General features: G+C 35.7%; 8 protein-coding genes and 1 pseudogene. 2 read left to right on the top strand and 7 right to left on the bottom strand.

Going from position 1 to position 17,933, the window contains the following annotated elements:
• The 7 genes and pseudogenes from CKF58_RS00175 to CKF58_RS00145 form a co-directional block, all read right to left on the bottom strand.
• Positions 1-583 (bottom strand): GNAT family N-acetyltransferase (locus CKF58_RS00175; RefSeq protein WP_147397174.1); only part of this gene is annotated, 583 nt, incomplete at its 3' end.
• A 162-nt stretch (positions 584-745) separates the two neighbouring features.
• The gene (locus CKF58_RS08310) at positions 746-1,651 is read right to left on the bottom strand and encodes a 4'-phosphopantetheinyl transferase family protein (protein ID WP_222987621.1); all 906 of its coding nucleotides are present in this window, start codon (positions 1,649-1,651) and stop codon (positions 746-748) included.
• A 619-nt stretch (positions 1,652-2,270) separates the two neighbouring features.
• Positions 2,271-3,269: a hypothetical protein gene (locus CKF58_RS00165; protein ID WP_119529975.1), complete on the bottom strand. Its 999-nt coding sequence runs from the start codon at positions 3,267-3,269 to the stop codon at positions 2,271-2,273.
• 295 nt (positions 3,270-3,564) lie between these two features.
• Positions 3,565-3,954 (bottom strand): hypothetical protein, encoded by a 390-nt coding sequence (locus CKF58_RS00160; RefSeq protein WP_119529974.1) that lies wholly within the window; start codon positions 3,952-3,954, stop codon positions 3,565-3,567.
• Between the two features lie 2 nt (positions 3,955-3,956).
• Positions 3,957-4,187, bottom strand: a complete 231-nt coding sequence (locus CKF58_RS00155) for a tautomerase family protein (protein ID WP_119529973.1) — start codon at positions 4,185-4,187, stop codon at positions 3,957-3,959.
• Between the two features lie 448 nt (positions 4,188-4,635).
• Positions 4,636-5,526: a YicC/YloC family endoribonuclease gene (locus CKF58_RS00150; RefSeq protein WP_119529972.1), complete on the bottom strand. Its 891-nt coding sequence runs from the start codon at positions 5,524-5,526 to the stop codon at positions 4,636-4,638.
• A 986-nt stretch (positions 5,527-6,512) separates the two neighbouring features.
• Positions 6,513-7,499, bottom strand: a pseudogene (locus CKF58_RS00145) (adenine-specific methyltransferase EcoRI family protein).
• Positions 7,500-10,429: 2,930 nt separating this feature from the next.
• Between CKF58_RS00145 and CKF58_RS00140 the strand changes: the two are divergent.
• Positions 10,430-11,335, top strand: coding sequence for a DnaJ domain-containing protein (locus CKF58_RS00140; protein WP_119529971.1), 906 nt, complete (start codon positions 10,430-10,432; stop codon positions 11,333-11,335).
• Positions 11,336-12,965: 1,630 nt separating this feature from the next.
• On the top strand, positions 12,966-17,918 hold the full coding sequence (locus CKF58_RS00135; protein ID WP_119529970.1) for a hypothetical protein: 4,953 nt from the start codon (positions 12,966-12,968) through the stop codon (positions 17,916-17,918).
• Positions 17,919-17,933: the final 15 nt, after the last annotated feature.

Here is a 17,933-nt window from a genome sequence, read left to right as displayed (position 1 = left end):
GAGAGTTTTTTACGTATATAAAAGTATAGCTTGCTTTATCATCGCTCTGTTGCGATGCTTGCTCTACTTGCACAAAGCCGCTTTTTAAAGCTACTTGTTTTGATTTTACATTATGCGCTAGAGTACGTACTACCATAGAGATTTCTGGTTCATAGCTTGCAATTAAGGTTCTTAGACCAGTAAGTGCGCGTTGCATATAGCCATGACCTTGCTGTTCTTGAAAGAGGTAGTAGCCATAGTCAACATATCCTTGCGGATAGGTTGCATTAGCAGTGAAGATACGTGCAGAGATACGACCTACATAAACTTGTTTAAGTGCGTCATAAATATAAAACTCAAGACTAGTACCTGCTTGATGTTGCGCCAGTAAACTTTGCGAGAAATATAGTAAAGAAGAAAGAGTAGTGTTTTTTGCCCAAGGTAAAAACTCAGCAAGATAAGGTAAACTTGCTTCAAGTTGTGGATAGGTTTTCTCTACTAGTTCTAAAGTAATAGGATGTAGCTCAAGTTCTTGGGGGAGTTTTATAACTTCTTGCATCGCAGCAACTAGAGCGGAAGATGGAAAATTAGTGGTTTTTGTCATAGTGATGCTGTAAATAAGTTTGTGGTTGAAAATAAGTTAATTTTTTAAATTTGTTCAGTATTGATGGTTCTGTATCGATTGTACACTATTGGTTGCGCAGTAGATTATGCAGTAGGTTGTACAGTACAGTTACCTATTGATTAGGTAATGCTTAAGAAATATCTATTGAGCTGGATGTACTTGTGCAATTAACGTAGGAGCTGCTTGCCACCCCTCTAGTGCACTTAGCTCTACAAATTTCTCAGCCTCTTGATAGTAAAACACCTGCGGAGTAGGTAATCCTTGCGGCACTATATATGATAAATACAAAGGTAAATCATTATAGTAGGTTAAGATACTCGGCTGTGAATCCGCAAAGGTAAAACTATGTTGTCCTTGAGGGTCAAGATACTGTTTTACTGAGCAAAGGTTACTAATAGTTGAACCTAGAGCTTTAATAATGGCTTCACGCGCAGTCCAGAAGTAAAAGAAGCGATCTTGTTCGCTTGCTAATAAATCAAGCATTAAAGGATGAGTAAAGGCTTGCATGCCATTATCACCCATATAGCGACTTACAATATTGGTAAAAGGACGAGTGCGATGCTTAGCTTCAATATCAATACTTACTTGAAAAGAAGTTAGTTTCTGTTCTTCGTTTGAGCTTTGTAACAGCTTGTCACTTTCTTGGGTTGTTACTTGTCTCGGATCTAAGTGTGCGTAAGTTAAAGGATCAAAATCCTCTTCGAGTTCTTGCTTAAGTTTTGCAGGATTAAGCGCTATGATTAAAGCTACCCAATCTCCAGAGTTACTAATGTTGTAGTCAATGGCTGACATTTCTAAGTAAGGTCGTCCATGCTCATTAGTCTTTACTGCCGCTAAGAGCTTATTAGCATCTAAACCAGCTTGGTTTAGGACTTGTAGCATAATTTGTTTAACTAAGGCTCGTGAGTATTGTTTGAGTTGACGCTTATATTTGAGTTTAGCAGAGCTAAGAATCTCTAGAGTAGCTTGTTGTTCTGCTGTTAAGTGACTAGATACTTGCGTCAGAAACACATAAGTTGAAGTTTGTGAGCCGTTTGAGAAAAACATAAGTAATTACGCTAAAGAGAAAAAAAAGAAACCAAAGATTATCGAATACCAAGAGTAAAAGGAGTATGTAAAAAATAAACCAAGATTCAGAGAATGTAACAAATGGCCAGCAATAATTCTAAGAGAAAGGTTGTCCTAAAGATCTTAAGTAAACAAGACGGGACTATCTAAGAGTATTAGCTGTATTTGCTACAATAGCTAAATTATAACACTGAAGTCCTATCTCCTAGAATTTGATTAGGTTGAAGATGGTATTCGCAGTATTATCGTCGTAAAAAGTAAAGCCCTAGGAGTTTATCCTAGGGCTTAAGGCATCTTGTTACTTTTATGAGGAGTGTGAATTAGTTTTGTTTGAGCGAGCTTTGTTAGTTTAGCTGTTTTAGCTAACTTAGCTAAGTATTAGTTATTTATTAGCTATGGTCTTGCCATAGCGTGACTTTTGGTTACAAAGTCTATTTCAATCTGCAAAAATCTATGCATTCATATAAGCTCAGCAATCCTAAGAGGTTTCAGGTTTCTAGTTTCTGCAGCTGTTAATCTCTATTTAGATCTTATGTTACTTTCAAGATTTATTGAGATTATCTTAGAAATCATCTTAAATACCGTCTTAAGAATCATCTTAGAGATCATTGAGATTATGCGGATAACTTAAGCATAGTTGTTGATCGAATACTACTTGTGTAGTTTGTGCTGCAGCTTGTTGCGATAGCATTTGCTCAAGTACAGCTTGACGATCAGGAAAAATCTCTTGCAGTGTAGCTTGGAGCTCGGAACTCATGTGTTTAATTTGACGTGTATTGTAATGTACATATTCACGTAGACTTGAACATGAGAACATAAAGTCAGCAGCTAACTCAAGGTAGTGCTGATTGTTTGCTCCTTGCTGGATAAACGACTGTTCTAAATGAGGTTTTAATACCTCAATGATTTTATTCGTTTGTTGTAGGGTAAAACTACAAGTATTTAATTCTTTATATGCTTGCGGACAATAGAAATAAGCATGAATTGCTAAATCTATAGCTATACCTACTCCTAAAAACGTCTGTTGCATTAAGTAATTAACAGTTGCGCGGTATAAGATTTGGCAAAAGTCATTACAAATAAATTTATATTTAGCTACAGACAAGAGTAAAGAGTGCAAGACTGCGTGCGGAGGTAGGTAATGATCTGGTTCGTAAAGACTTTGTTGCTCGGTTGGTTGGAGTAAGAATTGTAAAAATTCGATGTCTCTAAAACCATAAGGCTTGAGCTCGCTCAGTTTTGCTTCAAACATACTGTTGGTTGGCAAATGCTGATAGAGCTGGGTATAGGCGATAGCAGATTGATGGAGAAAATAAGTAGTCTCTTCATTGTAATCACCCGTTTCAATGATTTTGAACAAGGCGTTTAACAATTGAAAGGTCAGATATAAACTAACTTTATGCTCTGCTATATTTACCTCATTTACAGTTGGGGACTTGAGGAATAACCAGTTACAAGGTGCGCTTGACTTATAGTCACCGCATTGACTAACTTGTAAGAAGTTAATGGCACACACTCCCGGAAACTGTTGCACATACATTTGCAGATTCTGATTAGCAAAAGTATCAGCACTTAGAAAAGGATGTTGCTCACTCATAAAAGTTAAGTTGAAGATGCCAAAATACGCTAGAGATCAGGATTGATCAGATGAGTAGTTGCGTGGAGAAGCGCGTCGAAGTAAATCACGCGTTAATGTAAACTTCTATGTTATAGGAGTAAAAATTACTTTTTCACTAAATTGAGTACTTTATTTTGAATACCCGAAGATAAACTTAAGGCACTTTAATCTAAAAAGTACACGTTTTTAATTGGACAAGCGTAGAATTTATTGTTTTCTTGCGTATAGTAATGCCTGGTAATGGATTAACCGAAGTTGGTTGTTCAGCCATTAATTAAGCTTTAACTTGGGCTGTAACAAAGTAGATATCCATATTACGTTTGAGGTTTTCTCCTAAATCACAATTTACACTGGCAATTAGTGTAGGAGTATAATTCGTTTTCTTACTATCAGCAAAGAACTCGTACAGGTTATCAGGAGTAGCTACTCCTGGTAAGCTATAAGTTTTAGCCGCAAAGTTAGCTTTAACTTGCGTATAGGTTAAGGCTTGCGCAGGACTAGCGCTTAGCGTAAACAAGCTCAGACTAGCAATAGTGGTTAAACCTAACTTGCGTGTCGATAATCCTAACTTAGATACAGTGAACCAGAACTTAGTTGCAGCTAAACCTAGTTTATCTTTGACTAAGAGTAAAGCTTTGCAGCTTGAGAGTACAGCCGAACTCATATTTAGTTACTTTGTCCAGGTTTACGGATTAATTGTTCCATACGTGGAACAATTTCAACATTGTGCACTTGCCCTTCCCAATCTTCAGGAGCATATTCGACAAGGTCGATAGAGATTGATTCTGGTTTAGCACCTAATTTTTCGATAATAGTTTGGCTTACAGCATCAGCTAATTCTTGTTTTTGGGCATAGCTTAAGTTGCGTTTGTAAGCTTTAATGGTAATATGTGGCATAACAAGATCCTTAGCCTTGAAAGAATGCTTTGAGTTAAGCATTGGTTTTTTTGTGATACAGCTCATTTCCTCAAAATCATACCAATGAATGGTATGTTGAGTTTCCTTACAGTTTTCTGTATTTAATAGATGTACTTAACTGCTGTGCTTAACGAATATACTTAACGAATATACTTAACTAATATACTTAACGAATATACTTAACGAATATACTTAACTAATATACTTAACTAATATACTTAACGAATATACTTAACGAATATAAGTTCGCTCACTTTCTCTCTTGGCAAAAAGAGGGAAAGCATGGCAAAAGATCTCCAGACAGGCTCGTACGAGTCTGTCTTTAACTTTTTACCATGCTTTAAGCTTGTGAAATGAAAATCAATAATTAAGAAGAAATTCTATTAGAAATTCTAAGACGAACTCCTAAAAGAACTCTTAATTAAAATTATTCAATGTTTTGGATTTGCTCACGCATTTGTTCAATGTAAGTTTTTAAGTTTACTGCGCGATTAATAATGTTAATGTCAGTAGATTTTGAACAAATGGTGTTAGACTCACGGTTTAACTCTTGCATTAAGAAGTCGATTTTACGACCTACTTGTTCTTCAGAGTTAAGTAATTGAGTTAGGGCACAATAGTGTGAGTTTAAACGATCTAATTCTTCTTGGATATCTGCTTTTTGCGCAAGAAGTACTACTTCTTGTTCGAGACGAATTGGATCTAAAATTACGTTTTCTGCTAATTCTTTAACTTTAGCAATAAGTTTTTGTTGCGCTTGTTCTTTAATTTGACGTGAGTATTGGCAAATTTCCGCAGTAATTTGTTTCATAGAGCATAGGTTACACTCTAATACTTCACGTAAACGTGTACCTTCAGCACGACGTGCTTGGTTCAGTTTAATTACAGCTTGTTCAAACGAAGCTACAACTTGTTCTTTAAATGAATCGTCGATGTTACGTCCATCATTACCCGAGAATAATGAATTACTAAAAATCTCGTTTAGGTTAATACGTAAGAACTGACGATCTACACCATTTTCCACAAAAATATTTTGTGCTTGCGCAAAGCATGAAGCGATTTCTGCTAGACGCTCTGGTGCTACTTCTAAATTACTTTTGAGATTACGGTTTTTAAAATATAGAGTTACGTCCATTTTACCGCGGCGTAAATGATTCTTTGCCACGTTGCGTAATTCTACTTCTACACAGCGTAAACTATCAGGCATCTTTAATGCCATGTCAAAAAAGCGGTGGTTAAGAGTCTTTACCTCCCAGATTAAGTGGTAGTCACCAATCTCACATTCATGAGAGACAAAGCCTGTCATACTATGTAACATAATTATCCCTTAACTTTAGGTTATATGCGAGGAACTAATTGTTAAGAAAATAGTTGCGACCGGTTAGGGCTTTGGCTTTTTCTTGACAGTTGTATTATATCCAAAAGCTGGGGGTTATGCGGGTAATTTTACGTTGTTGAGGTAAAATTGCCTCTAGTAAATATATCTTGTTGCAGCGGGATTTAACTGAAAGCAAATAAGCTTGAAAAAGGAGAAACAACAAACATTAAAATCATGCAAAACAAGCACTATATCCAGTAACCCTCTGGTTGTCTAAACAACCTCGGAGATACTACATCATAAAAACCAGCTATCTTCTAAACTTATTAAAGTGGTGATTACTTCATGTGCGATAACCTCAATGCCAAATTTAGCGCAAGAAAAAAGCTAGAACTTGTAGTTCTAGCTGAGAATTTGGCAAAAATAATGTAGTGTAACTCTGAAAATGACACCCATTATAAAAAGGTTTGGTTATCTAAGATCGTACTTAGATACTAGATTAGAAGTAAAAGATGTGGTTTAAAACTTAAGGGTGTTTAATGTTTTAAATTAACTACAGTTAAGGTTTAAGCTACGTTAAGTTTTTTCCTATAGCGATGATCTAATCTAGATTTAGTAGCGCGAGATAATTCTTAAGAAATGAGCTACGAATAAGAATTACCTCGATATGAATAACTATCATACATAGGACATTAACTCACAAGGAGCGGTATTACTTATACTTCATAATAAGCAAGCTATAGGATAAGCCTTGATAACTATAAATCGAAATATAAAATTATCAAATGAGGCTTACAATTTTTAGACCAAATTTTTTACGAAAAGTTTTAAAAAATTATGAAGTTTTTTGGTAAAAATCTCTCTGGATTAAGCTTGACCTTAAGCTCTACTATGAGTTAGCTATGAGTTTAGCTCTGAGAATCAGATTGGCTATAAATTCTTTTGTTTTTGATTAAGATACGAAAGTAAGTACTTTTACCGTTAATCTATAAATCTTTACCATCATTACCCTTTCTAAAACCAACAATCTCAAACTGATCTGGATTATATTTGTGCAAGAAAGTAATCGATATACCCATGATGCCTTGATAGTCATAAGGGATATCCATGGTTTTATTTACGTTTATCCCATCATAGTTATCGTATTGCGGATATGACTGCTCATTTCCTGCATAGCATTTAGTGAGTTCAATATCTTGGTGACGTTTTTGGGTATCTAAATTAGTCAACCATAAACAGTTGTTAGTAGAAACAATTCTCTATCCTTTAGCATTGATTTGGGTTTCTGTACCATAAAGCTCATAGTGTTCTGGAACTATAAATCCAGAAATACCCCGACCCATATGTACACCTAGCCAAACCTTATTTTCACCAATTAGCTTGAATGTTTCTTTATAGGTGATAGCATTGATATTGCCGATAAGAAGAAACTTTTTATCGTATTGGATAAGTTGAGTTAAAAACTCCCTAAAAAGAGAAAAAGGGGGATTGGTTACAACAATATCAGCTTGCTGTAATAGCTCGATACTCTCAGCGCTGCGAAAATCACCATCTCCAGTAAAATAACTCACTTGCTATAAGCTAGGAATAATTTCTTCATTTGCTTTACCTGTGTACTGATAGTAATATCCGCTAGAGTTAGCATTGGGATTAGAGTTAGCAGTAGAGCTAGTATCAGAGCAAGCATTAGAGCTATCTTGAGCAAGGAACATAGTATCGTATAAGACAGTTTTTTGCTCTTTATAGCAAGCAGCAATCAATTTCTTTAAACCTAATTTCTTAAAATTGCGAGCAAAGTATTGATAAAAATTACTGATGGTAGGATCATCGCAGTTACAAAAAACAACTTTATGCTTGAAATGCTCGGTGTAGTGTTGTAACTCTCTTTCAATGTCTTCAAGCTGGGTATAAAACTCGTCATTTTTATTCTTTTTTGCTTTGCGCAAAAAGTTGTTTTCATTCTTCCGTACCATTTTTAGTCTCGCGAGGATAGTTGAAGAAAGAAGGTAAACACAGCAAAGTGTTGATTTATGGTAAAATTTTGGGTACAAAAAAAGCCATATTGTGGATTTTGCTATAAAATAGCACTAATTTAAAAAACGAATAAATACAATATAGCGGATTTAAGTATAACACACAATCCTACAGATGATTTAGGTTAGATAAAAGAAAAAGCTGCTACTTAAAAAGTAACAGCTTATATCTAGAAAACAACCATCTAAAAACTACTAAAGTATTAGCGATCAGGATTGATGCAGCTGTTACTCACTTTAAGCTTAAGCAAGGCTTAAGTTTAAAGAGTAGTAAATTGATGATTGGGTCTTGCTATGCCTAGCAAGAAGGTTTCAATTACTACGTCTATGTCATTGAGGGTTGGCATAGATTGAGGATTTCCTCGACATAAGGTAAACAATAGTAATTAAGGAAGAATGAAAAAGAGTCTCGTAATACTTAGGTAAGCATAGTGAAAATGCTCAGTTGTAATGACAACAGCCCTAAAATTAGAGAGCTCTCAATGTATCTACAAAACGGTAAACTTGCAAATTTCTGCTAAATATAACTATTTAGAGTCTTCTAAAGTCGACGTACGCCTTAGTTATATTTTTAACGTTACAAGGATAGAAATTTGCAAGTATAAGTCATAGTACCAAGCTTTAAGCTATAGCCTTCGGCAAAAAGCCAACTTAAAGTTGGAGACAAATTATAGGTCGGTGATCTTAAATTGATCGATAAGTCTTAAGTTGACAAAATCAAGACATATTCGCTTAACTATAATTTGTTGAATTAAGCGTGCTTAATTCGTTTTCCTTAACTTTATAGAGCTAGATCTGAAAACTTCAAGCTCTAAGCTAGATAAAGTTAAGAGAAAAGGTGTGCCCACCTACGGCAATAGGTAGAGCGTTTAACTAAGAATTTAGCTAAAGAGGTAAAGTACAAACAAGTTAAGTAAGTAAACCATGCGTAAGTTACTTTCTTAGTAAGTTACTTACGTCTTTACTTACGATTTATAAGTTACTTGTTTGTAGATCAGAATACTGTATATACCAGACTCAATCTGGAGGATAAGCAATTGTCCAGCTAGATGTTGTGGCTGGCAGATTGAGTAACTACTCACTTTGTATGGAGGTGTAAAGTGAGTAAACTGCGTAACCGTTGCTGTGTAAAACTGCTTACTTCTCTATGAGAGATAAAGAGCTTAAATAGGGTATATGCTTAAATAGGGAAACAACAGCAATTACGGTGAGTAGTTAAAGAACTATCACGCAGTTGAGGAGGTCTAAAAAAAGCATAATTCGCGTGCCATGCACCGAGCGAATTTGCGTCAAAGTTAAGGTAAAGTTAAATGCAATATATTGCTGCATAGCGACTCTAAATTAGAGCTCGACATGCAAATATTTAATTATTGCTATTATCGCGTATATTGAAAAAAATCGCGGAGTTTCTTGTTCTCTTTAGAACAAATAAAAAGTATAGTTTGCACTTGCTAAATCTAAGTTTTTCGCAAAGAGATAATAAAATACTGATTAATAGAAGTATATTTTTATAGTACTAACTCGCTATTTTTACAGATAACTATGGCAAATACTTAGTTTGTTTAAGGTTAATCGTGAAATTATTACGCAAGTAACTAAATTTAATTGCTGAAGATCTGGATTCTTGCTTTACCTAGCAAAGGTTAGAAGATCTAGTTTACCACATTTAGTCTTTGAATATTAAGACAATAAAGAGTAAATTATGAAATTGGATACCTAAACCGACTAATACTAACTGCATTTTAGGTACTAGTAAGTATGAGATTATCAAGTTTTTTTACATACTCCCTGATTAGCGTGATGAAAAAAGTTGAAATTTCGTTTACTTACCCTTATATTATTAATAGTCTTAATTAGCAAGCTGTAAGCTTGCTAAAGATTACAGATTTGAAACCGTAAAACTAACTTGCCCCCGCATTTTAGTTTTACTTCTCGGTTTTACCTCTAGTCTTGTTAATAATGCTTAAGCATTATTCCGTTTATTACTCACTTCTAGTAATGCCTTACTCTTCTTGCTTAGATATAAGCACTTAATCTTTTTCCCTCATAGTTTAAGGTTAAGGCTGAATTTAAGTTAGTTTGAGATAGCTCTTAAGTTTAAGCGTAAAACTTAAGTTTAAGTGCAGCAGAGCATTATCTGAAGCGTAAATGATTGAAGCGAGTTCAACCTAAGTAATAAGCTAAACAAAAATGAAACAAAATTTAAATGTATATCCTTAGCAAAAATAGACATAGTACCCTCATGTTGCTGGTCCATTTTTGCTTTTTTATGCGCTAAATTTAGCAGAGATAACTGCTAGTAGGACGCTTGTTCGGCTAGCTTGAGATAAAGAACACGCTAAAGTGGAGTCTTGAATAGGTTCGCCTAAACAAGTGCTCTCAAACAAGAACTCTTAAACAAGCTCTCATGTTATGCGTTAGAGGTAAAACACAGCTAAGTTGTGCTCTTGAGCTACCAACTTTTTGCCTAAGTGTAAAGATGAGCTTTTTTATCTAGAAAGCGCCATTTTTATCGCAAATTCTTAGCGCTTTTTTATATAATAAAAAGCTATAAAATCCTCTACCTAGAATTAGGTGAGGTGATTTTACTGCTTTTTCTTTGTTGGTAATTCTTGTTAATTACCATTGTTGTTAATAACACCTTTTTACGCTCAAAGGATCGTTAGATGTAATTGCTATCAAGGTATTTATTAACCCCTGGCTCTAGACGAAGTCATACTGAATTTATAAATAAAGTATGCAAGTTCTATACACTGGCGTTAGCCAGAGTTGCCAACTCTCTAGTGTAAGTCCGGATTGCGTATGTCCAAATTATATTTATTTAATTTTTCCAATTTTGTTAAAGCAATAGCTTATAACTAAAGGGTAATATGCGTAGAAGATTTCCATACACAGCATTGGTCTTTGCTTTAATTGGCGGACTAATCACCAATAGTATTTTTGGGGCAATTATCGGTTTTGTGATCGGATTGTATTTTGATAATCGTGGTATAGGTTCAGCTGGAGGTAACCCTGAAACCGAAGCACGTCAATACACATACATTGCACAAATCATCGGTAAAATTTTACAAATCACAGGTAAAAATAGCCCGCGTCACATCGCAAATGCACAACGTCTCTTTATCCAAGAAATTAGCGCAGGCGCTACCGGTAAAGTAGATGTACATGCTATTTCTGAGCAAATTAGCATTGTTGCTAATGATCCATCATTCCAAGAATCATTAGCGATTAACGGTTTAAGAAATACCTTAGTAAACTCTTATAGCCGTAGTCCGGCAACCGTTCTGGCTCAAATTATTCATATCTGTTATTCAGCAAGTGAAGGGCAAGTAGATAATAACTTCTACCAAGCGATCTTTACTATTGCTGGTGCAATCGGTTTACCACAACAAATTGCTATTGTCCTCTTAATGCGTTTTGCAAATTACGGACAAGAAGCATGGGGTGACGGTAATCCGTTTGGCAGTTACAGTCATGGTTACGGTAATGGCGGTTCATCGTATAACCAAGGTGGTTATGGCGGTGGCAGTGGTGGCGGTTACGGTGGTTACAACTCACGCGCAGCCGAAGCCCAAAAAGCCCTTGAACAAGCTTATAGCTTACTTGGCGTAGATCGTAACGTAAGTAAACAAGAACTTAACCGTGCGAAAAAACGTTTATTAGCTAAGTGGCACCCAGATAAAGCACCTGACGATTCGAAACGTGCTGAGTACACAGAGATGTCACAAAAAATCAACAATGCTGCAGATTTAATTGCTGCTGATCGAGGTTTTTAAGTTTTAGCGTCATAAGTACGCTATAATAACCTAAACCAAAAAATTACATTAATTTTCAAGTGATGTTTAAACCAGAGTTTTCTTACTCTGGTTTTTTTTCATGGGCAAAATTCTTTGCAGCGCGAATCCCGTAATCCTACCGAGAATCCTATAATCCTGTGAGCTGTGCTACGAGAGCTTTTTTCCTAGTCCTTGTCCTTATCCTCGTCAAAATCATAGTCCTCGTAATAGTCCTACTACTCCTTTCTTTTCGACTTGTGGATTAATTTTTAGTCTTTTCGCTTCTCTTTACTTCGCTTGAGCTTTACCTCGCCTCACTTCATTCCACTTTCCATTTATTCCCTAGTTACTTTGAGCTGTAATCTAAAAATTATTCTTACGGTTCTTACTCTCTATAGACATTTCTTGGAGGCGTATCGTTTGTGGTACACCACATAATGCTTTTGCGGAGTAACTTTAGTTTGAAATGAAGATGATTCATCCTCTGACAAAATTTCACAAGAAGCATTTGGCTGAGTTTGCTCACTCGCATTATTTGATGTGCAAGCACGACAAATTTTCACAAGGCTTTCACAAAATTCTTGCTTACTTGTCGAGAAGATTTTGGTGTAGGTTGTTTACAATTTTTGGCTAAATCTCTTAGCAAATTAACTTGAGCTTACGGTAAGAGATAGTTGATTTATTCTTGTGAGAAGCAAGTTGCTAAATCGCCTTTTATCAATAAGTTATCTTTTATTGAAATAACCTTAAGCTTTGGTAAACAATTTAATGATTAGGTTTGCAAATGTGAAAAATATATAAAAATTGTCTGTTTCTAACTTTACGTTTAACTTTTTAGTTAGCAGCACCCCTACTTTTTTAGTAGGGATTTTTCTTTACTAAAAATCTTCTTAATTTTAATTTAGTTGTGATTACTAATTTTTAAAACCTTTCCTTTTGTCTTTTCATTTATTGTGTTTTCTTACGTTATCGGTTACTTTTCTTTGCTTTATTCTTACGTTTTACGTTAGTTTCTGCGCTTTTTTGTTAAATATTTTTAATTTAAAATAAAGAAAAAAAGTAAACGCAAGCTAATATTTTTGCAAGGCAAAATTTTCTTGTTCTTAGCCTTTAATCCCTAGAGTTTCGAGCTTTATTAAAGTTGTAGTAATTACTAAATTTAATAAAGCAAAGTAAAAAATAGAGATTTTTATGAGTTGTGAGGAGCTTAAGAGCGGGAAATAAAGTGAACTTGCTTTTATTGTTTTTAGCTTGCACGTTCTTAATGATAGATTCTCTTTTCTTTCGTGTGTAAATCAAGTTCTGGAGATGAACGATTAATTTTGCGTAAAATTATTCTTGTCATTGAGAGTTAGAGGTCTTTGCCTTAACTCTACACAATTATCTTTACGTTCATCTCCTTTGTTTACATGCCTCAAATTGTAAATATTTAACATTGTTGCAAGTACAACAAAGTGCCTATTTGCCATAAAAAGTATAGATCAGAGTAAGATTGCTTAATAGCTTAGCAGGCTGCTAAGATTATTCAGCTCTGCCTTTGAGATAAAGAATTAGCCTCAGAATTTTATCTAGCAACTTACAGCTCTCTTCTATATACATCTGTAGTTTATATTTCTGCAGCTTATACTTCTTGGCTTATTACTTTTTAGGTGAAGTGGCAATTACTTATGAAGTAATCGTTTGTTGTACTTGGATTTTAGGAGTGGGTATGGTTAAACCTAAACCTTTTACATCTTCAATTTGTGCTAACAGTGTTGCACCTGCTGCTTGTTCAAATCGCACTAGCCGTAAGTCTAGTGCTAAAGCTCGTTGGGCAACAAGCTTAGCTTTACCGTTAACAAGTTTAGCCTTAGGCTTAAGTCTAGCAACGCAGAGTCTTGCTGCTAATTCACAATATATCTCTACTATTAAAGAAGTTACAGTTACCCAAGCAGAGACTGGAGTAACTAATACGCAATTTATTGTGTTTAAAGATGGTAAGTTAACGCTGAATCTTGAAAAAACAGCAGTTATAGAGTTTACTGGAAACGGACGTTTAGTTGAAGCACGTGAAGCAGGTGGGTACACTCATTTACTTATGCAAGTAGGTGATTTTGAGAATCCAGGTTTAACCTTTACTGGCTCAAATGCCATTATGATCTTTGGGCGTAATGGGACTACTGAAAGTGAGCTTGAGGGGAGAGTAGACTTTTATGCTGGAGCAAAAATGCTCCTAGCTCAAGGTGGGACTCATACAGTAACGAACAATGAGTTAATTGTCGTTAATGGCACAAACTCATGTTTGGCGCAAGTGCAAGGATCGGCAGCTAATCCGGCTACAGTATCAATAACCAATAACGATTATCTTTATGTAGCTGGTACAGCGCGTGGCATGTCAGTAGAGAACTCGGATAGTTCAGGTGAGTTAATCCTTGCTAAAGACTCAACAACGCAAGTAGTTGAAGCTAATAGTATGCTCTATTACGCTAATGGACAAAACGCAAGTAATATCCTACGTAATAGCGGTACTTTAGGTTCATATGAACAAGGACGTATTGCTCATGTTTCGGTAAATGGTAATCTAAGCTTTATTAATGAAGAAGATGGTACTATTGCCCTAACCACGCAAAGCCAAGGGGTTTTTAACCAAGGTTCAGTAAATATTACTGATAACGGCACAATCACAGTTGCTGATGGCACTCATCCAGAGTTTGTGTTCCGTAATATGGCAACAGGGAAACTTAATTATGTTTCTAACGCTAATGCTAATGCAACAATTACTGGCATTGCTTTAATTGATAATAACTATCAAGCTAATGCCACTTTTGGCGGTAAAGTAACGATCAATACTGGCGGACGCTTATTTAACAGTTCTGTACCTGCGGCAGCTGATGCCATTAGTAATCTAACGATTACGAGTACGGGTAAAGTGCAAGTTAATGCCGGAGGTATTCTATACTTAACTCGTCATAATCTCGGAACTATTGAAAATAATGGTACGATCACCCTTGATGCAGGTGGGCAAGCGTTAAATGCTATTGTTTCTGATGCTAACTACACTGCCTTTAAAGGGGATGCTGGAGTTATTGAGTTTAAGAATAATGGTGATCTGAGGGTGATAAATTCAGGAGCTGCATTCTTCCTTGGTGATAAAGCGAATGTAAGCTTAGTAAATGGCGAAGATGGACAAATTATTCTTAACTATTCACGCTTAGCGCAATATAGCGGCAGTAACACTAAACTTACTATTGATAACAGCGGGATGATCGGAGTAATAAATCGTTCACGTGTAAGTGCTAGTTCAGCGCACCTGGTGCTTGATAATGACTCAAGTGTTACTACAGTTATCAACCGTGAAGATGCTCATATCGGTGTTTATACCAATAGCAGAGATAAAAACCGTACTTATCCACTTTTTGCCCTAAATAGTCAATCCCAGATTATTAACTATGGTACTTTAAGCGGCAATGTAGAAACATCCGGTGCTTTTGCGCAAACTGGTACGCTTAATGGTACTTTAACGCTTAAAGAACAAGGTAGTGCTTATTTTCGCGGTAACCAAGTAAGTGTAACCGGTAAAGTACAAGGTGATGCTAATAACTTTACCAATGTTTACCTCGAAAATGTTACAGCTAGTGACATAACGGTTACGGATATCGCGCAATTAGTAGTGTATGGTGATAATAAACTTAGCAATGCAAGTTTAACCATTACTGGCGCCGCAGCAGTTCCTACTACTTACTCTTACTTAGATGTAACTAATAATGCCCTAGCACAATTAGAAGCAAGTACTACAACTACATCTGTATCTACAACAGGTTCAGCTAGCGGTACTACAAGTGGTACAACAAGCGGTTCTAGTGCAGCCAGTGGTACAAGTTTAACCGCTACTACAGCAGCCACTACAGGCTCTTCAGCACCAGCTACTGCAGCAACAGGCTCAACTACAAGTACAAGCACGAGCACAAGCGCAAGCAATATTCTGCGTCTTGATAATGCAACTGTAAGTATCGGCAAATCAAGTGCTAATACTGGGGTTGAGAACATTAAAGCCGACTCTGTAGCTTTAACAGGGACTAATACTTTCTTAGTGGATACAGCTAATGCTACTTCTGGTACGACTCTTTCAAGCTTCTTAGGAGTAAAAGAAGTAACAGGTACAGATGCTAATGTACAATCAACGGTCTTCTCTACTTGGTCGAGTACTGGTAATGACTATGTACTCACGACTCGTAAGGAAGAAGATGTAGTTCCGACTGCTTTAAGTAGCATCTACTACGAAGTAAAAAATGACGAGAACTTAGGAGTGCTCTACAACTACCTCATTAACACGAATAGTGTTACCGGTTTACGTCACAACCTCTTACGTCTTTCTGGTTACGAGTATGGTTATGTACTTAAACACTTTACTAATAATCTCAATGCTATTGATTTAGATCCACGTATTGATACCTACGGACGTAAAGCTCCAAATAATTTAGGAACTTTAGAAGTACAATTAATTGGTGCACAAGAAGATATTGGAGGGCATGGTAATAAAGAATATAATCCTACCAAAGCTGCTGGAGATAATCTTTCTTATATGCATGCAAAAGATCGTGGTCTAGCTCTTGTATATCGCCAGAAAGCTAATGCTTTTGAATTAAAACAGGCAGATTCCGATTTAAGTTTCTATTTTAATTATTATCGCAGTACCTATAAATTTGAAACAGATTCATATGGTTCAGCACAAACTTATGGTTTAGGTTGGGCTCATACTTGGTATTTATTCAATAATCGTTTATTACTAAATTATGGTGCATTAGCTCAACGCAGCTATGTACGTCTATATCGTGATGCTATAGTCTTTGATGTAGGAGCAGGATTACGTCAGTCTCATGTTGATAGTAAATACTATTTAACTGGTTTTAGTGGTAATGCTAAAGTAAGCTATAAAGTGTATGACAATGAGAAAAACTTTAGATGGTTAGTGTCGGCTGGCTTTAGATATAGTCAAATTATGCAGTCGAATCTAATCGAGGATGAGCAAGTACCTAGTGATGCAGCTTATTTCCGGATGCGTCAATCGGCACAAACGACCAATTCAAAACTGTTAACTTTAGGTACCTATGTAAATCATAATGGCTATCTCTTTGGACGTCCACTCTATGTCGAGGCTGGAGTTAAAGTAGCACGTGAATTTGGGAATATTCTCAATACTCGTAAATCACATGTAAATAATCTTGAGCTATTCTATTATTATGCAAATCCAGCTAAATTTATTACTTCGCTAGATCTAGGTGCTAAATGGCAAGTAGATCGTTATAGCTCATTTGATGTTAAATTTAAACAACAAATTGCTCAAGGTAATCGTGGTTATCAGGCTGGTGTTTACTATACGTTACACACCTATGCTGTACCAAATATGTTTACAACCTTTGATCGTCAGTCGACAAATAAAGATAATTATCGTCAAGTTCTGCAATTCCAATACGATGTAGAAATTGCGAACCGTGTAGCTTACTATCGTAAAAATAAGGGCAATAGTATGCTTTACCGCTATAACTCAAGTGTAAGCCCTGTTACTACTCCGCGTATAAGCTATTCGGTATCTATGCCTGATAATGATTATTTTGGAGCGAGTGTTACTTATCAACGTCGTATAAATCAAACTTCAGATTATAGTTTCGAAAAACTCATTGAAGATAACTACTTTACGAGTTATTTAACAGATAAGTATTACGAAATTGGTTATAGCTATCGTGATACAAAACAACGTGATACTTATATTCGTTCTAATGAGTTATATGGACACTTACGTTATAAATGGGGCTTCTACGCTGGATTCGAAGCTAAGCAGACGCGTGAACAAAGTTTAAATAACTTGATTATGAATAATAGTGGTGATGTAAGTCCAGAATTTGCAGCTTTAGGTTATGATCTAGATCGATTAATTCGTGATCGCTATCTCGATAATGCTAAAGAAAAATATCGCTTAGATTATGTTGTAGGTTATCGTGAAAAATTCATGCCTTCATTAGGAAATATTACGGTAAATTCACAGTTAAATATTGATAAAGAGCGTAATAATAAAGTTGATGGTGCTGTATGGACAACTAAAGTCAATGCTTCGTTAAAATATGGGGTACCAACAGGAACTTTATATTTACACTCTAACACTAATTTGAATTGGAATACCCAGCGTAATAGTTTAGATGCAATGACGCAAAATGTATTAACTTACCTCAGTGATAAGATTTTAGATACCGTGAAATTACGTATGCGTTATACCAATCGTTTAACATACGTAAAATACTTTAGTCGAGCGCATTTAAATCAATTCTATGTAGGTATACATTTTACAATGCCAAGTGGTGCAACTTTTGAACCTTACTACCAACGTACGATTAACAACTATACTTATCGTAAAGATAATAAAACTAAAGAATATAAACGAGTACGTGCTAATTCTTTAGATAATCGGATTGGTATTAAATACTCACGTCCTATTTATAATGCTTTAAGCCTTGCGATAGAAACCTATGTAGCGAATAGTAAGTCAATTCAAACGGGAACTAAGACTTCAGCTTTACGTGGTAACATTCGTTTAACAAGTCAATTCTAACTGCTTGTGCCTACT

Source organism: Psittacicella hinzii, from assembly GCF_003585935.1.
Classification (GTDB): domain Bacteria; phylum Pseudomonadota; class Gammaproteobacteria; order Enterobacterales; family Psittacicellaceae; genus Psittacicella; species Psittacicella hinzii.
This window is presented reverse-complemented; position numbering and strand designations above follow the sequence as displayed.

Bases quoted from the DNA above. Each gene is read 5' to 3' on its own strand.
- CKF58_RS08310 (WP_222987621.1), bottom strand. From the start codon at position 1,651: ATGTTTTTCTCAAACGGCTCACAAACTTCAACTTATGTGTTTCTGACG.
- CKF58_RS00165 (WP_119529975.1), bottom strand. From the start codon at position 3,269: ATGAGTGAGCAACATCCTTTTCTAAGTGCTGATACTTTTGCTAATCAG.
- CKF58_RS00160 (WP_119529974.1), bottom strand. From the start codon at position 3,954: ATGAGTTCGGCTGTACTCTCAAGCTGCAAAGCTTTACTCTTAGTCAAA.
- CKF58_RS00155 (WP_119529973.1), bottom strand. From the start codon at position 4,187: ATGCCACATATTACCATTAAAGCTTACAAACGCAACTTAAGCTATGCC.
- CKF58_RS00150 (WP_119529972.1), bottom strand. From the start codon at position 5,526: ATGTTACATAGTATGACAGGCTTTGTCTCTCATGAATGTGAGATTGGT.
- CKF58_RS00140 (WP_119529971.1), top strand. From the start codon at position 10,430: ATGCGTAGAAGATTTCCATACACAGCATTGGTCTTTGCTTTAATTGGC.